We start from the raw sequence: 18279 nt of genomic DNA, 5'->3' as shown, positions 1-18279 counted from the left end.
CTTCTCTTTTATATATTTCCCTTGCTTAACCTCTCTTTCCAATATAGGTTTCACAAGTTCCATTTCATATGATTCATGACCACTACGAGGACCTTTGCCTTCACCACATGCTATCATCTTCTGTATTCTCTCGTGAATTGTCGTCATTCTGCCCGTTAGCTTGTTGCATTTTCTCAATCAACCTATCATGTAACAAAGAAAGTATTTTAATCATAGGTAACTTTTCTGTGCCTTTTATTAGTTCTTCCAAGGCTATATATGTAAAACCATGCCAACCTTTTGCTCGTTTTAAAGGAGATGAGTGATTATCGTAAGAAGTTCCTACCCCACAACAAATGTAGCCATCTTTTTCCAAAAGGTTGACCAGGCTAAGTAAACCAACAGAAGTTCCATCACCCGTGAAAACAGAATAAACACCCACTTTGTTGTTTACAACATTTTCATCAATAAAACGTTTTATGATGGGATAAAAAACATTTATAACATCATCACATAGTTGTTGAGATAGACTACCGGGCCCCAACAGTAAGTTTACTCCAATATTAAGTAAATACTGATTTTCTCCTGTCTTGACAACAATACTTTCATAGGCTTCTTCAAGATTCTTTTCTATAATGGCATTTATTTCTGAAAAGCAATCTTGAGTATCGTGTGAACATGGATCATAAGAAAGCACATTATGGAGACCGCCCAAGCAAACATTATATACCAATGCCAAAGTTTTATCGCCAACAATTAAACGTATATCATCCAAGTCTGCATAATCCTTAGATTCCTTGTTGCTATCTACCAAAGGCAACGCTGTTGATTTCCCAACCTCAGTTGACTCCGAAGTCTCTGTTGTAGCACAAGACAACATTTTTTTTAATATTTCCAACAATTTCATATCGCTATTTTTTATAAATACCTATTTCCTTTAAAAATACGTCTTCACAGCAAACAAGAACTGCTCGATAAAGATTTTCTTGAAAGCAGCGATGTTATTCTGTTCATAAAACATGAGCATAGCCTTCTTATAGTCGATGGAGTCAACGGTTCGAAAAGAAATCGGGCAATAGCCATTTGCTATTAAGACAGCATTGCTTGTGATTCTTGCAGTCCGCTTGTTCCCATCCACAAAGGCTTGAATATACGATAATAGCACCAATGTCAAGAGTGCTTTCTCAAAAACATTATCTTTTCCATTCACCAATGTACAAGTATCTTCCAAAGCCTCACGAATCTGGAATTCATTATCAAGAGGGCGATAATTGGTTCCCGTGATACCAACACGACGATGACGGATATTTCTTTCAACTTCCAACTCCTTTGTCAGGATAGAATGAATATCCTCTATTCGGTGCACAGACAGTTCTTTCAAATAATCTGGTATGTCAAGCACAAAATCAAGTGCATCCTTGTGGTTAAGCAACATGATAGCTTCTTCTTTTGTCTTCCCGGAAGCCGTCTGCTTATCTTTTAACAATCGCTCAGTTTCTAAAAGAGAATAGGTATTGCCTTCTATTTGTGAGGATTTCCAAGACAAATCAACTCCAAGACGTTCCATTTCCTTACGATATTCCAATTCTGTCATACCTTCAGTATTTTTTTCAAACTCCATTTGTGCATCATTCAACACTTCAAGTTCTTCTTTTGTGAAAATCTCCACCTTAGGCAGAACATCACGAATCAAATCAAAGTTGAAAGATTCTTGAACTTCGCGTTCATCAATATCTTTATCAAAATAAGTAGCTAAATCCAAAGGCATTGTTACGTGAGCCTGTGGAGTAAGTTTGTACTTCGTAGCAGGACCACGTCCAGCCGTCTCAATATTTCCCTCCTTAACAGCGGCAGAAAGTAACCTTTTCATTGTACTATCACTGGGAGCTTTCGTAAGTCCCGCCATAATCTCTGTCCTATTTGCCAAGGGATGATAATGTAAAAACTGTAATATTTCTATATTTATTGTCATATTCTTTATTTATTAATCGGCTCAAATTTACTCATTTTTTGTCAATAATTGGGTTTATTTGAGCCGATTTTATGTATATTTAACGGGCTTTTGAGCCGATTTGGCAAAAACATCTTGGAGAATAGACGAAATGGAAAAGATAAAACCAAACTACTAAAACTTCACTATGGCGGCACTTGTCATGCAGGTGAATGGCTTCCAATTTCAAGTTAAGGTATATATTGCTTTGGATGAAGGTTCTGACTACTACCGTATCTATGGAGAGAAGGATGGAACAACAAAAGAATATCATCATGATATTGCTTTTGATGAGCTTGGCGATGTACTTGACTCAATGATAGAGACTGGAGGTATGACCAAGGAAGAATACCAAGCAAAGGTAAAGGACTTTGTTTGTAGCCTCTAACATAAAATCTTTTGGTGCAAAGTTAGTGTTAAACACGAGGAATTTATCTTTATTCTAATTGTTTTATACTAAATTTGTACCAATAATAGGATATAACGCTACATCGTGCTACAAGACGCTACAAGTAGGCTACATATTTCAATGCCTATAAAAGTTATGTAACATCTTGAAAATCAATGATGCTACATAAAGATACAACTTTCAGAGTCATATTTGACTTATAGGCATTTGAATAATAATGGTAAGATAGTGGTCATGGTGTAGTATTATCCCCCTTTCATAAGGGCTATTCATAAACATAATACAAAGGCAATGAGATGATAAACAGAAAACAATGGCAACCGACTTGTTTAAAAGTAAGAAGCGAGTGTCGTAATGCCATAATCTCCTCAAAGATTTGAGGGGTGGAGTAGAAAATAGAGTCGATAGATTTCTTAAAATAGCTAAATTGTGTAACAAAAGTCATTCATACACAGTGTTTTAAGACGTTTTGTCTTGCGCCAGTCCTGCGCCATTTTTCGTGCTAAATAAGCGAAAATGCTTAAAGACGGCACTTGAATATCAACGAGTCACGGAAGCTGGTAGAGTGGTATAAAATCCCTCTCTCTCCGCACAGAGTCCTGTAAGTCGAAAGATTTGCAGGACTTTTTTTGTGCTTTTAAGTAGTCCCCTTTTTGTGTTTAGCTTTTTTATTATACCAGGTCAGCGGATTTTCCCAGTTGGCAACACCATATTTTCCATTCTTATAGGTCTGCAGACTTGAATTGACAATTAGGCTATAAAGAGAAAGGGTTGGATGGACTAAAAATAGCCTTCCAATCTCTCTCTTTGTATGGATTGCGCTAATCTGCGTATCCAAAATAATCTCGGTTGAATCGAACAAAATTATTTGACGACCAACATATCAGGATATTTAATAGAAAGCTTCTGCAACAGAGCAATAGCTTCTTCTACATAGTCCGAACCATTATTGTGGTAGCATAGACAGTTGACTGTATTGGCTTGCTGATTTATATCGTTGTCACCTTCACCTGATGGTGTACCAACAATAGTATGTGCGATACCTAAATCTTGCAAAACATCCGAAGAAACGCCGTACAGATGCCAACCGTCGATTTCTATATCCAGTCTCACATCATTGGAGATACGTGAAAGTATGATAGGACTCCCTCCATGATTGTCTAGATATATGTAATACTTTTCCTGTGAGAGCAATTCCACCAATCGGTTCAACATCTTCCAAGCCACATTTGTAGCTGAGAAATATCCACTTTGTAGAATGCATACATCCAGGGAAGAGGCATTTGGGTCAAAAGAATTTTGTTCTTCAGCTCTTTGAAAATAGAGATAACCATAGTCCGTAGAACGGTAGGCTACAGTAATTTCACCAGCGTATTTCACGGCATAATAGCGCCAGTTCTCAGGACACACGGACTTTGTGCAACCTACCATTGCGCTTACCGGAACCGACGTGTCTATCAAGTCAAAGACTTCCATGATACGGTTACGGCTTCCGAATTTATGATAGCCGGTAAAATTTTGCCAGGAACCGTTGATAACGCCATAGTAGCGATATCCCTCATGGTTCAAGCGGCACATGGAATAATCGCCTAAAGAGAGAAGGGCAGACCGTTTCTGTTCTTCTCTCAACTTTTCATTTGCCGATGACACAAAGAAATGTTTAGCTTTGCCCAAACGATTTTTCAGGCTCTGTACAAACGAACTGTTATTAAGGTCCAATTTGCCATCGTCATTCAATCCTGTGGTAAAAGCCTGCAGTGTTCCATTGATTTCGGAGACATCCTCATATTGATACAAACTCCTCCATACGTCTCTTGAACTTTCCTTTTGCTGTTCCTCATTCCATGAAAGTGAATTGAACCCTTTCGCTTTACTAAACTTCAGTAGTTGCCCGTGCATCAGACGCGAAGTGTCGTTCAACAAATCCGTCAATCTTTCTTCACGGGTCTGATCTGCACTGTTGGCGATAAGATTCCGCAGATGGCGTTCGCGTATAACAAATTCCTCCTTGTCAAGGTTAAGGTGCAGACCGAGGAAATAAGAATACAAACGGATGTAGTCACCAGCATGCATATCTCCCTTTATGGCAGAAGACAAACTTTCGTTGAAATCGGGTTTAAGCTCATCTGGGATATTCTGGTGGCAAGCGGACAAAGTATCTAAAACCATCTCCATCGACCTTACTCTGATAGCACTAGACAGATGGTGAGATAAACACTCGTCACTAATATCCTTATATTTCGGTTTGTCATACCCAGAGATATAATCAAAGCAAACAAATATGGCGCGTAGCATATTCATATAAGAGGGATCCACGGCTTTCAAGTCCTGCGTGTAACCAAGAGCTTCCCATATAAATTGCATCCACGTAGTATCAAACTTGATGGCGATTTTATTCGCCTTATCGATGTTAATCTTTCGTATCAGTTTATGTATCTTCGCCTTGACAATCTCAAAAGAAGTCAGGGGCTTTCCCCGAGAGTTCATCTTGTTGTAAAGATCATCAGACAAATCAAACCGCCCGAAATCAAGAATATAGAAATTGATGGGGCAATCACATGAAGTTAGTTTGTCCCACAAATCTGTCTGATGGCCAAATGTTTCATGAATTCTATCCAGAACGACCAGCATAGACATGATAGATGGATCAGCGTAGAAAGACCCTCTAAACTCATCCAAGTTTTCCAGATATTCGCTTATGACCTTTTCTCCTGTTCCATTCATACTGATTTCATTCGCCAAGTCCTTGTGCTTGGCAAAAAGGATCTGTTTGAAAAAAGCCACGGTACAGTTTCTCGTTGCATAACTGAAACGAGCCAAGGTAGCAAAATCCTCCTCTGTTGTGTCAGGAGAGATAAGTGCTGCGTAATAATGAAGCAAGAAAAGTGTTGTAAGGCGTTGCTGACCGTCAAGTGGCATGAAATCCTTCGCAATGGAATCACTCCCATAGACAAAATCCAGGGTTTCTTCTTTCCTGTCATTCGGATCTTGCGTTACACTATCCAAGGCCGTCTTGAATGTTGATAACATATTGGAAAGAACCGTTTCCGTTTTCTCTGTTCCTGCCCCATAGATGTAGTCACGTTGCAGGGTCGGTATGCTGATGGGCTGTTTGCTGACCAGTTCCCAAAATGTAGTTTTATATCCTATTTGATTATCCATGATTATCATGTTTGAATTACAATGCCGTGGCAACTATATATGGAGCCAGTTTTTTCTTAATATCCTCATAATACAGAATTCTGTCCCGTTGCCCCCAAGAATGTATCTGTAGTTCCTCTTGGTCATACATTTTCAAAAATACCTTCTGGGTGCAAATTGGATAATACTTATTTGAGGATATTTCATTGCATATCAACTGACGCTTTACTTCGAACGGCGATTTACCTACCATTGCATTTTGCCCTAAATCCAACAATGTCATATTTGACAACTGGTGTACGGCAACCGCTTTGTCGGCTTTAGCATCCAGCAAATCATAAAATCTGGCAACATCGTCAAACAGGGCTTTAATCTTGTCATATCCATATGTTTTTGAACGGCATATAGGCTCGTCACGTTCCAATGCCTCAATGATATTCTTTTGCTCTTGTGTAAGCTCGGGACTGCCTAAAGACATCTTTTTCAGAGCATCCTTGTTGCAGACAATCCATTCGTACCACGAATCCTTTTTCTTTTCCGGGAGACAATCCGAGTTCTGTGCATGGATATGCTCCAAAGTCCAGGTCTTGTCGGCTCTTTCTTCCTTTCCGTTGACCATTTTGTAGTTATATCTAAACCTATCGAACGAGAAGAAGTTACCTTCCTTCTGCAGTCTTGTGGTTTCCACATTATAAAGAAGCAAAAGTTTTTTGATGTACTTATAATGCGTACTTACGTCATAGCGCAATTGTTCCAAGCTCACGATAGGCTGATTGGTTCCTTTGTCTTTAGGAAGCGTCATGGCATCCTTGATAAGGTTTACCATATGCTGTTCTTTCAAAACTCTCCGCTTTATTTTTGAGTTCAGAAGACTGCAAATCACATCGTCTTCCGTTCCAGGTGATGCAATGGCATTAAGAAAACCTATTCTATGATACAAGTCCCTGTCATGATACCAGTATTGCAGCTTGTCAAAAACACTAAGCACGCGCTCCCATGTATTCCAAGCATCATTGTCCTTGTCAATCAGTTTCTTGAAATAAAGATAAGTATACAGTTCATCGTCCTTGCGCAATTGCAGGAATTCGCACTTGGCAGCTTTGTCGGAAGCATATTTTCCACTAATCAAATCAAAAAGGAGACCAATGGAATTTCGTCCGGTATCCGACCGTTTGGTGAGAAAAGACTGAAAATCTTTGTCTTTCATCTGTTGCTCCAGTTCATCCCATTTCTCGTTGATGCTTGTCTGCTTGTTTGTAAAGCGTTCTTTTTGAATTTCTTCTCTAAGAGAATCAGAGAAGCCATCCAGCGATCCCAAATCAAATTTGGTGGTCTTACTGAGGAACAATGAGCGTATAAGCTCAGAACACGACAGTTCCACTTTCAGCGAATTCATCCTGTTGAATATATCATGTGGCTCCTTTTCTTCATTTGTTTCATACCATACGACCTGTACGGACTTTGTTCCGCTATCAGCAGTCTGGTAGAAATATTGGGAGAAGACACCTACTCTTGACAAATCTTCCATAAACCATTCGAGAACGGTCTTTGCAGCATCGTAGATATATACAGAATCTATCATGTGACTCCATTTGCTGGGAATTTCATCAATGGTGGCAGGTGATGATGCAGTAGGAGGAACAATTTTGATTGACTCAAAAATATCCACCATATCAGGACGTGTGGCATACATGATGGTGTACTTATGTGATACGGTGGTAAACATGTTGCTGTTCAATTGGTCGTATATCTGCATGATGATACGAATAGTTGTCAAGCGTTGTTGTCCATCTATCACCTCATACCACAATTCATTGTTCATCTGTTTTTCCTTCACCACAATGGGTTGAAGACAATAGAATTGTCCTTTAGTGTCACCAATGAAGAAAGCATACAAGTCCTGCAAAAGATCCAGTACCTGCGTTTTCTCCCAACGGTAGCCTCGTTGGTATTCAGGTATGTAGTATTTCTTGTCGAGCAAGTCGGGGATTGCCCGTCTTACCATATAATTGTCTGTCATAAGTTTGTCGTTTTTATTAAGTATATTAACGTAGAATTATGATTTTTCTTATGGTATGTCTCTTTGTTGAAACTAACATAACAATTATAGTTTTGATTGAAGTAATGCGTCTGGGTCTCTCAAACTTTTATTCAGTCGGTTCTCCAAATTTACCCCTATGATATGGTCTTCTTTCACTCCTTGTTTTATGAGGTAGTTCTTGAAAAGGGTGAACAACAGGTATGACTGGCCGCATCTACGCATTCCTGTTATCACTTTTATCAACCCATTTCCACAACTGTGGATAAGTAGATCCAGATATTTATCTCTACGGATTTCCATATTTCTATTCGTTTATTTTGTGTAGATACACATTATTAACGACCACAAAGTTAGCCTTATTCCTTTATACACGCAAATTTCAAGGCAAGAAAATGAGTCAATGGTCACATTTTTAACTTTTACAAGGCAGTTTTTCCTTCATACAACGCCGATAGACATTATCAATGCATGCCACCCAAATTGTCAAGAATGTCAATGGCGAAGACTTCACTATGGCGGCACTTGCCATGCAGGTGAATGGCTTCCAATTTCGGTATTTTGGTGCAAAGTTAGTGTTAAACACGAGGAATTTATCTTTGTTCTAATTGTTTTATACTAACTTTTTTATTATAATCCTGGCGTGCCCCTCAAAAAGAGATTCAGGCTTTGCTCTTGCAATAGAGCTGGATGATAAGGGAAAAGGAATGGTGGATTGGAAGGAAGTGTGAAAAAGACAAAGGGCTGGACTCCAAATCCGGAATCCAGCCCTTTAACGCTTTTCATTATCTGTTTCTATAGCAGACGATGGTGTCAGTCATCGCCCCACTTATCGCTGTTCGATTCTCCCCACAAGTCTTTGTCCTTGGTATCCTTCTCGTTGACTACCCCAAAGTTGCCGATACATTCTCCCTTGGTACTTAATACGCTCGCCGTTACGATGTTTCCGTTGCAGAGAGCCTCGAGCTGTATCACATTAATTTCTGGAGTTATATAGTTCTTCTTCATTTTGCGTAACTGTTATTTTGGGCTTATCTGATAATTATCTTCTTTCCGTTCACTACATACATTCCCTTAGGCAATCCCTCCAGGCTGCAACTGCGGCGCACCATCTGTCCGTTCATATTGAACACGCCGTCTATGCCGCGCTTATAGGATGTGCAGTCGGTGCTGCCGTGTATGTCGTCGATGCCCGTGGTACTGTCTTCCACTCCGTCGATGAGTAGCGATACCTGGCTCGGTTTTCCTCCAGCAGACGCATTGTCCTTCAGCTCAAACCAGCAGCGGAACGCCTTCAGTCCGTATGAATACTTTTCGCCGTTGGCCTTATTGCCGTGCGGCACCTGTATCAGCTTTCCCTTATACATGAAGTAGTCGCCGTTGAGGTCGTCTCTGCCCGAGATAATCTTGCCATTCTCGTATGTCTTTGCCATGGTGCCTTTGCAGATCATTTTGCCATAGTTGCCGTCGATGGTTTCGAACTGTGTTTTTGACTCCCAATTGGTGGTGTTTACATTCTCATTCAGCTTCTCCCTGTCGAGCGACACCATCGTGATGTCGTAGTGGTCGGCTTTCAAGATCTTCGTCAGTCGGTTGTTTTCGTCCTTAGACGGCTTGTAGTCTTTACCCAGCCATTCGCTGTTGTCCTCGCCTGCTGATGTGTAGAAGTGTTCTACGGTGTAGGGTGCCGACTTCACCTGTGTATATGGTGGGTACACGATATATGGCTCGAATGCTGTTACCATTACTTGCTCGTCGCTGTCTGGCTCCACGGTCACGAACTGTACGCTGTTTTCCGTCAGTGCCTCAAGCTTTGCCACCTTCACGGCATCTCCGAACGTGCGCTTCATCTGTCCCCATGTCAAGTCTACGGGCAGTATGAGCGAGTTCCACATATTGTCGTTCAGTTTGCGGTTCAGATGCAGCACGCTGTTCTTGTATTCGTCTTTAGCCTCGGTCAGATAGCGCAGGTCGGTAGATTCCTCGTCGAGAATCAGCTCCGGGTTGCGTCGCGGTCCGGCATAATACAGCTTGAAGTTGTCTACGGCGGTCAGCTCGTCCTCGGCTACAGCCAGCTTTCCGTCGGGTGTAGGGTCTACGTAGAAGCCTATGCGGAGCGTAACGGGATTATCGTTTGATATTTTGTTCCCATTCGGGGCTTTGTCGAGACATATCTGCACCTGGTTTTCATACTCTCCCTCGAAGAAGGCACGTCCGATACCGGCTCCATCGTCTGTATTGCCAAGCGCCTCGGCATCAGCCTGACTTATACCGTTGAGGGTTGCTGTTGAGTATATCTCTTTAATCGGATTGTTGTTGGCATCAAGCACCTTAATGAACAGGTTCGCAAGCGGTTTGCCGTTCGTAGTGATGTTATCCGAGCTGTTCGCTGTGCTGAATCCGTTGCATCGCAGCAGGTACCATCCTGCCTTGTGTACCTTCACGTCCTGGTAGATATTGAAGCCGCGCAAGCCTTTGGTGTAGCAGTAGAAATACTGTCCGTAGTAGGCTTGATGGGCTTCAGTTCTACCTGTCCAACTCTCATCTTTGGTGTTGCTAATTAAGTTATACGTCTTGTGCATCTTTTTGTCTCCAAAGTATACGTGGCTATTTACGTCATTAGGTAAATTTTCACCTCCGATTATCCATTTTGCAGCATCTGTATCATTTATCCTGAAATCAGGACAAGTAATAAGGAAAGAGGCATCGACAACCGATTTCATATTTGCAGGGGCTGTTTTGAAGAGTTCGTAATACTCATTCATTGTTATTATCTTCCATAGCTGATTGTCGTATTCTTTGGTTCCAGGTGTGGCTTCGCCTGGATAATTGCAGTTTTTATTTTCGTCATCAGGACATGCCGTGAGATAACCTTGGTCAGCGATATTGACGAGATATACCTTGCTCGTTTTTGAATAGCCTTCGCCTTGTTTAAAGGTGACTTTAGATCCTCTTCTGTCCATAAACAACATATCTTTTTTAAAGAATTTATCCCAGATGATACCCATATATGTGCCAGTTGAAGAACCTTTCACCATGCTTTCCAGAAAATACGTTTTTGAAATACTATTCCAATACATATAAATAGGATGTGGTGAAACATTCAGTGCGGCTTGTGTGCCCCATAAACCACCAATGCTCAGAAACTTTTTCGCACCGACGTTATACAGACACACAATCTTGTTTCCGTCGGTTACATTTGTTCCATTTGCACAATAATCTGGCGAAGGATCAATGCCAGGAAGGTCGTCAACCCCTCCAATAACCGTTCCTTCTATTCCGTTGTCTTCCGTCGCTTTATTTTGTGCCGAGGCTACAGTAGCGTTTGCAGCCATCAGTACTGCGGCTAACGCAGCCGCAAAGCTTCCTTTTGTTTTAGCAAAAGAAAGCAGATAACTTTTACTCTTCATAATTTATTAATCGCTATTGTTGATTTTTTTCTAAAAATACTTATTCATTCAAATGTGTCAATTGTGACATCTATGTTGTCATCCTGAACAGCTATGTTGTCGTCCTGATATGAAAAGAACTGCAAAGATACGAAAAAAATATTTACGATAAAAATTTCCCCCCTGCCACTATTATTATTTACAATTTATTAATATTAGTATCCAATTTTTATTGGACACTTATGATATTTTTTAGCCAATAATTGGTTCAAGATGAGCCGATATTATAACAGAATAGCGGTTGCAAACTACCGTTCAAAGTGTTCATTCTGTTGGCAAAAAACTATAAAAAAGCGTTCACATTTCGGACTTTTGCTGCACCAAGGGTTCACCGTTTTACGACATTTGTGACGTTTTTGTGAATACCTGTGAAGGGAAGGTTCACGCCCTGAATCCCCTCTGTTTATCGGACTTCCGACGCTGATGTGAAGGGTGAACCCTCGTTTCTTGCTTTCACACACATACGCGAAAGAAATAAATAAAGAAAGAAAACAGCAGTATGGGTAATGCCTTAAAAACATATAAAAGAATATATATATATATTATAATAGACGTTCACAACTTCACAAAATGGTCTCAAGCCCGATAAGTTATTCGGGCCTGCCAATGACTTACAGAGATTTCCCAGTAAGTCATTGAGACATCTCAGTGACTTACCGGGACATGCTAACTATTAAACTGAGGTTTCGCCCCTTCAGCCCGTACTTAAACCACTTGCGAAACTTGAGTAACTTCTGAACTTGCTAAACTTCAATAACCAATAAATAGGCGTATAAATACCTGAAAGCATGACAATAAGAAAAAAGGCAATTCAACAAAGCCAAAAGTAAGCCATACGTAAACGATTACGTAAAAAATCTGATTTTAGACAAAATGGATTCATTCCTATTTAACATATTTTTTGTATCTTTGCAGCCGAAAAGAAGTGCAATCGATTGCACATAAAAATATCGTATAAGTTCTCGACTGCGACCGCTATACTGGGATGTTTAAAACAGACTACCATCAAAAATAACTAAAGAAAACTATCAGCGGTGCATAAACTTACCGTAAAGTATGAGATATTTAAAACAGCTAAATAAGCACAAAAACAATAAAACTAAAAGTGAAATGAAACACAAAACACTGACATTCCGCTTCCTCGACATGAGCCTAGGCGGTTTCGCTCGCCTGTTTCTTCTCCTTTTACTCCCTTGCCTCAGCGTCATTGGAGTGAAGGCTGATAGCAATGGGGGGGTAAAATTCAATTCCGGTGTCCGCTATTCGCAGTGGGCGATAAATTCACGACTTCACGATTTCTATGGAAATCAAAAGAAGTTCGGTTTCGATTATTACGACAATAATGGTAATAATACGTCAACAGTTACTTGGTTAAAAGATGATGGAACAACTTATCAAAGAACTTTCGACTATGTAGCAGGTCTTGTAGGTAAAGCTTCTCTTGAAGCAGCCGATTTCTATGAGAATTTCGACTGGTCAAAGCCTTGGTTCTATGCAGCACAAGGTTATGCTACTGGCACACCTTATGCTAATACGAAAATGACTCTTGACAACATGAATGCTGCCAAGATGTATTTTCCTATTCTTGCAGGAAAATTAAAATCTCAAAAGGCTACTACTGTTGCTAATACTGCGATAAAAGCTGTCATCGAACACATGAAAACCTATAATTCAACTTATGTTATAGGTAGTGGGAAAAACGCTCTGAATAGCACCAATGCCAACGATGTTCAGAAGTCGATGTTTGGCGGATGGTTCCACAAATCTACAGAATATACAGACCAGATGTGGTGTGATGGTCAGTATATGGGACCGGCTTTGCTTGCTCAGATTATCAATCATACAAACAAGACAAATAATATTTCCGACAATGACAATGACTGGGATATTATTGCTAAGCAATTTTCTATCACATGGGCGCAGCTCTACGACAAAAATACAGGTTTGCTTTATCATGGTTTTACTGCAAATCCTGGTGATGATGCGTCTAAATCATGGGCTGGCATCAGCAAGGAAAAAGGAATCTATCACTCTGCATCCTTCTGGGGGCGTGCTAACGCTTGGTATTTCCTTGCATTGGTTGACATTCTTGAAGTAATGCCAACAGACAATACTTATTATGACACTTTCAAAGGTTATTTGACAAACCTTGCTGCAGGAATAGCAAAATATCAAGATAAGGATACTGGTTGCTGGTATCAGGTGATGGATAAGGTTCCAGCTTCGCTTACTGGTAATTACCTTGAGGCTTCTTGTTCTTCTATCTTTACTGCCGGTTATCTCAAAGCTATCCGTCTCGGACTTCTCGACAAAGCAACTTACGAGCCTATCGCAAAGAAGGCATACGAAGGATTGGTAAATCAATTCATGGTTTATGACAATAAAGACAATAGTACGATTCAGCTGGTTCATAGCTGTACTTCTGCTGGTCTTGGAGGAAGCAGCAATCGTGCTGGAGATGATAATTATTACCTGACAGGTAAAGATGCAAGTGTTGTAACATCTTCTGATCCAACAAGTACATACTATTATACCGAGGGTAAGGTTCTCGGTGGCTTCATCATGGCTGCTACTGAGTACGAGCGTGCTTACCAGAACCAGAACCAGGATAGCAAGCAGATTCTCTTTGCTCGCGACTTGGCTCCAAACTATGACTTCACTACTACTACTGAAGGAACCCTCGATGCAACTGCTTATGGTAATGGTACCGTTACTTATCAGTGGTATAAGAATAAGGCAATAATTACAAATGCCACATCTGCTACTTATACTCCAACAGAAAGTGGAAGTTATTACTGCGAAGCTACTGCTAATGGTAACACCACTATTAAGACAAGCGAAACAACTGTAACTGCTAAGTCGGCTAACACTGATGGCGACCAAACGCCTTCTACAGGAAGTAAAAAAGCAGAGTTTGATATAACTGCTTTTGGCGGTTTTGGCAATAGCGGAAATAAAGTTGACAATTCAGTAACCATAACTGCAAATAATGTTACAGTAACGGCAATTAAAGATGTTGTTGCTTATGGTAGTACCAAAGGATGTAGAGTTAATGGTACAGGTTCATTTAAAGTTACAGCACCTAATAATGCAAAAATTACAAAAATCATTTGCACTACAGACAAATCTTCTATACAATTAACTCCAAATGTTACATCTGATAAAACCGGAATAATATCAAAAGATATAACCTTTGATTATTCTAAGGCGAAGCCAAATTCTGTAACATTTACAGCAGGTAGTACAAATATCTACGTTACAAAACTTGTAGTAGAATACGAGACTACAGGCTCAACCACCCCTGCAACCGACCTCACAGCAACATACACAGAGGGAACAAAGTCTGTCGTTGCCAAAGAAGAGGCTTTCACTACTCCTATACTTACAGTAAAAGCAGGAGAAACCACATTGGAAGAAGGTACTGACTACAGGGTAACCTACGCTTCAAGCAACACAAATGCAGTGAGCGTTTCTGCCGATGGCAAGACACTTACTTCTGTCAATAAGGGAGAATCAGCTACCATCACAGCAACTATCACACCTGTCGACAAGTCCAAATACAACGCTACTATTGCCCAATTTACCATCAGCGTAACAGGAAGACAGCTCGTACCAGCATTCTTTTCTGCTTCAGTAAGTGCCAATGAAGGCGATGAGGCAAGAGTTTTGCCTACACTTACCGTCAAAGACAAGATTAGCGGACAGGATATGACCGACTACACCGTGAAGTACACTTCTGGCAATGAAAATATAGCCAAGGTAGTAGACGGCAAATTGACATTCGTCGGCATAGGAAAGACCACCATCAAAGCTACAATAACACCCAACAAGGAGACTATCTATGACGGATGCACTTGTAGTTTTGATGTCAGCATAGCAAAGAAGGAAGATGTCAACCCATCTGAGACAACTGTAGTTTACGACTTCTTGAAGAATATCGGTGAACAAGAAACTACCAACTCCAGCATTACAATTGGTACAAGCATCATGTTGGGCACCAACTTCAAGCAAGGTCAGAACAAGTATATTACCATTACTCCTGCTGGTGATGGCGGTTTCCATGCTGGCGATATAGTAACCATCAAGGGTTACTGTCCCAAGGCAACATCTGGCATTTTGCTCTATGCCAACCTCACTGACGATGAACCACAGTACCAGTCACCAGCATTCCCTGCTACAGAGAAGGAATATACCTTTACCGTACAGGCTGATTGCGACGCTCTCTATCTCGGACGCTTCGGTGGCAGTACGACCTACATTACATCTCTCAAGATTACACGCCCTGGAGTAACTGGCAACAAGACCCGTCTCACAGCAGCCTTTGCTAAACATAGTGAAGTGGTCATCAACAAAACAGACAACTACACCATGTCATTGCCTCAACTCATCGTAAAGGCAGGCGGCAATGCTTTCAGCACCTACACAGTGGCTTACACCTCTAACGATGAGGATATTGCATCAGTAGCTACCAACGGCGAAATCACAATCAAGTCGACAGGTACCGTCACCATTCTCGCAACCATTACTCCAACAGACAAGGATAATTACGAGGGATGTACTGCTACCTACACCATCACGGTAAAGAATGCGACACCTCTGATTATCACCACCAACGACGTGAACATCAACGCCACTGATGCCCAGATTAAGCAACCAGACATCAAGGTTTATGGTGACAACGACAAACTCTTGACTCTCGGAACTGACTACACTCTATCGTTCACTATTGATGGCAGCAATGTGATAGAGAACAATGGTGTATTCACAGTTACAGGTGATCCATACAAATGGACAGAGGGCACTTCCACTATCACCGTGACAGCAAAGCCAATAGGAACACACAGCGAGTTGTTCACCGAAAGTACATTCACCTTTACATATAATGTGGTAAAGGGTAAGCTTACTCCCGCATTCCTGAGCAACTTTGCGACGGAGACAATAAAGGTGAAATATGACAAGACTAAAAATAAGTCATTCACCGTGCCACTGATCTATGATGGTGAGGATGTGAGCGAATACTTCAAATACACATACTATATCGACGAACAGGAAGCAACAAAGGTAAACACCAACAACAAAGTAGAAGGCAACAAACTCACAATGCTTCGTAACCTGTCCGAAGGAGTGCACACCATAAAGGTAACTGCTAACCCTAAGACAAGTAATAAAGAGCAAGATAACTATGATGACGTTTACAATGCACCAGCAGCTATCACGTTCACAATCAACGTAAGCGCAAATTACATCATTCCTATAGTAAATTTCAACCCTGCAAATGTTACGATGTACACAGGAACTACAGAGGGTGCGCCTGACATTTTGGTAACAACCGACGGAACAAATAAAATTGAAGAAAGTACATACACCACAAAATGGGTGTCGTTTACACCAAGTTTCGTAAAGGTAGACATGACGACAGGCAAACTGGAGGCAGTAAACGAAGGAACCGGTAGTGTCAGAGTCACCGTAAAGGGAGAGAAATTGGAAACGACCACTGCCTTCCTCACTGTATATGTAGATGACCCAGCCTTGTATCGCGCCAAAGAAAAAGAAAACGACGGCACCGTTGTATCGTATGGCAACCAGAAAATCATGTGGAACCAGGACAAGACTATGGAGGTGACTCTTGGTGGATGGATGTTCCCTACCGAAAAGGTACCAACACCTGATTATTCAGATGAAGGCTTAAGTAGTACCTATCAATGGGCAAATACAGCTACTCAGCCAAAATGGAAGATGGCAGGTTTTGACCGCTACGTCTCTGGCGAGAAAAGCAGAAACGCACGTCAGGAGAATGGCTCTAACGCCATGCCAAACTCCACACAAATCTCGAAGGCAGACTTCAAGACTAATGTTAAAACTATCAGAGACAAGATGTTCAATGTACCATGCTCTGGATCATACCTCGTCTTCAATCCTGCCACAACTGGTACGGTTACGGTACATATCTTCCAGAATGGTGCGTTTGACAGTGGTGTCTATCGTCCTCAGCGTCGTGTGTTTGTCATGGACGAAGAAGGTAACTTCGTACAGTCTACCGCAAGCATCGCCAATGCCAATGGTAAGCCAACTGGAGGTATTAAGCCTGTAAGTAGCTACATGTGGGACTTGAATCCAAAAGGTAAAGATACTGCTCCTACTATTGATCAGGTAAGAAATCACTTTAAGAATCTCCCAACCGACTTCGACATGACACCTGAGAAATTCCAGAACAACATCTATGAGAGCGACCTCACTAAAGATGTCGCTCCAAACGATGCTTACGATGAGAAAGTGCCAGGCTCAAACGGATGGTGTGTATTGGCAGACTCGCCTGTAACTTATACCTTCAGTGTAAAACCAGGTAAGACCTACTATCTCTACAACTTCGGTTCGAAGATTGGCTTCTATGGCTTCTCATTCGACGAGGATAAAACAAAGCCTGTTGAAGATGTGGTATCTTACGATGACAATACCACCAATACTATTAAGACAACAGAGGCTGGTCATGTGGCAAAGGTAACAGTCAACCGCAAAATGACAGCAGGAGTATGGACAACTTGTGTTCTTCCTTTCAGCCTCAACGTACATCAGGTAGATGCAATCTTTGGTGACACTTACAAGTCCGGCAATGTGAATGGTACTCAGATTCTTTACTTCGACCGTGTAGAGAATGGTAAGGTTTACTTTGTACGTCATGCTTACAATACCATCGTGGCAAACAAACCATTCCTTATCAAGCCAAGCCAGAATGTAGAGAGCATCAGCACCGCTGCTGCAGAAGAGTATCCTTACGTAACTATTGAGGCGACCAAAAACGAAAATGGTAAACCTGACGATTGGTGTACTGGCAATGGCTATACATGGGCTTCAAGCTACAGCAATGATATGACCGTACAGGAAGGCGATGGCTTCATCAGTAAGGATGGTTTGTTTAAGAACTTCGTTGGACAGAATGGTACCTTGAAAGGCTTCCGTGGCTATCTGAAACGTACAGAAACACAAACAGGTGCCAAACCTATCATGCTGCAGGTGGTAAACAGTAGCAACGTAGATGGCGACAATGGTGAGACTACAGGTATCGAAGACTTGATCATTGATGCTGACGGACAGCTGATGCCAGCCAACGGAAAGGTATACAACATCAACGGACAGTTGGTTAGCGAGGATGCCAACAGCTTCCAGTCACTGCCAAGTGGTATCTATATTATTAATGGTAAAAAATATATTAAGTAAGAACGATTATGATCATGAATAAAAAAGTATATTTACAACCACAGATAAAATGTGCTCC

The 18279-nt window shown here is 41.2% G+C and carries 8 protein-coding genes and 1 pseudogene; 2 read left to right on the top strand and 7 right to left on the bottom strand.

Going from position 1 to position 18279, the window contains the following annotated elements:
- Positions 1-100: 100 nt before the first annotated feature.
- Together P3T48_RS06855 and P3T48_RS06850 are read right to left on the bottom strand one after the other, a co-directional pair.
- Positions 101-886: a hypothetical protein gene (locus P3T48_RS06855; protein ID WP_276506143.1), complete on the bottom strand. Its 786-nt coding sequence runs from the start codon at positions 884-886 to the stop codon at positions 101-103.
- Positions 887-916: 30 nt separating this feature from the next.
- Entirely contained in the window at positions 917-1951 is a 1035-nt protein-coding gene (locus P3T48_RS06850; RefSeq protein ID WP_276506142.1) for a Fic family protein, read from the bottom strand.
- A gap of 166 nt (positions 1952-2117) precedes the next feature.
- Here P3T48_RS06850 and P3T48_RS06845 point away from each other — a divergent pair, with 166 nt between their 5' ends.
- Positions 2118-2357, top strand: a complete 240-nt coding sequence (locus P3T48_RS06845) for a hypothetical protein (protein WP_276506141.1) — start codon at positions 2118-2120, stop codon at positions 2355-2357.
- A gap of 885 nt (positions 2358-3242) precedes the next feature.
- Here P3T48_RS06845 and P3T48_RS06840 read toward each other — a convergent pair.
- The 5 genes and pseudogenes from P3T48_RS06840 to P3T48_RS06820 form a co-directional block, all read right to left on the bottom strand.
- Positions 3243-5540, bottom strand: a complete 2298-nt coding sequence (locus P3T48_RS06840; RefSeq protein WP_276506140.1) for a GmrSD restriction endonuclease domain-containing protein — start codon at positions 5538-5540, stop codon at positions 3243-3245.
- Between the two features lie 16 nt (positions 5541-5556).
- Positions 5557-7539 carry a DUF262 domain-containing protein gene (locus P3T48_RS06835; protein ID WP_276506139.1) on the bottom strand — a complete coding sequence of 661 codons (1983 nt, stop codon included), beginning with the start codon at positions 7537-7539 and terminating at the stop codon, positions 5557-5559.
- 96 nt (positions 7540-7635) lie between these two features.
- Positions 7636-7860 (bottom strand): annotated as a pseudogene (locus P3T48_RS06830) (AAA family ATPase); the annotation flags it as partial.
- 510 nt (positions 7861-8370) lie between these two features.
- Positions 8371-8565 carry a hypothetical protein gene (locus P3T48_RS06825; protein ID WP_276506138.1) on the bottom strand — a complete coding sequence of 65 codons (195 nt, stop codon included), beginning with the start codon at positions 8563-8565 and terminating at the stop codon, positions 8371-8373.
- Between the two features lie 23 nt (positions 8566-8588).
- The gene (locus P3T48_RS06820; protein WP_276506137.1) at positions 8589-10967 is read right to left on the bottom strand and encodes a hypothetical protein; all 2379 of its coding nucleotides are present in this window, start codon (positions 10965-10967) and stop codon (positions 8589-8591) included.
- Positions 10968-12116: 1149 nt separating this feature from the next.
- On the opposite strand from P3T48_RS06820, the gene P3T48_RS06815 reads away from it, so the two are divergent.
- Positions 12117-18221 carry a glycoside hydrolase family 88 protein gene (locus P3T48_RS06815; RefSeq protein WP_276506136.1) on the top strand — a complete coding sequence of 2035 codons (6105 nt, stop codon included), beginning with the start codon at positions 12117-12119 and terminating at the stop codon, positions 18219-18221.
- Positions 18222-18279 lie beyond the last annotated feature (58 nt).

This window comes from Segatella intestinalis, from assembly GCF_029348455.1.
Lineage (GTDB): Bacteria > Bacteroidota > Bacteroidia > Bacteroidales > Bacteroidaceae > Prevotella.
Note: the sequence above shows the minus strand (reverse complement) of the source record. Positions and strands in the feature narration are given on the sequence as shown.

Coding starts and splice junctions, on each gene's coding strand:
- P3T48_RS06855 (WP_276506143.1), bottom strand. CDS start 886: ATGAAATTGTTGGAAATATTAAAAAAAATGTTGTCTTGTGCTACAACA.
- P3T48_RS06850 (WP_276506142.1), bottom strand. CDS start 1,951: ATGACAATAAATATAGAAATATTACAGTTTTTACATTATCATCCCTTG.
- P3T48_RS06845 (WP_276506141.1), top strand. CDS start 2,118: ATGGCGGCACTTGTCATGCAGGTGAATGGCTTCCAATTTCAAGTTAAG.
- P3T48_RS06840 (WP_276506140.1), bottom strand. CDS start 5,540: ATGGATAATCAAATAGGATATAAAACTACATTTTGGGAACTGGTCAGC.
- P3T48_RS06835 (WP_276506139.1), bottom strand. CDS start 7,539: ATGACAGACAATTATATGGTAAGACGGGCAATCCCCGACTTGCTCGAC.
- P3T48_RS06825 (WP_276506138.1), bottom strand. CDS start 8,565: ATGAAGAAGAACTATATAACTCCAGAAATTAATGTGATACAGCTCGAG.
- P3T48_RS06820 (WP_276506137.1), bottom strand. CDS start 10,967: ATGAAGAGTAAAAGTTATCTGCTTTCTTTTGCTAAAACAAAAGGAAGC.
- P3T48_RS06815 (WP_276506136.1), top strand. CDS start 12,117: ATGAAACACAAAACACTGACATTCCGCTTCCTCGACATGAGCCTAGGC.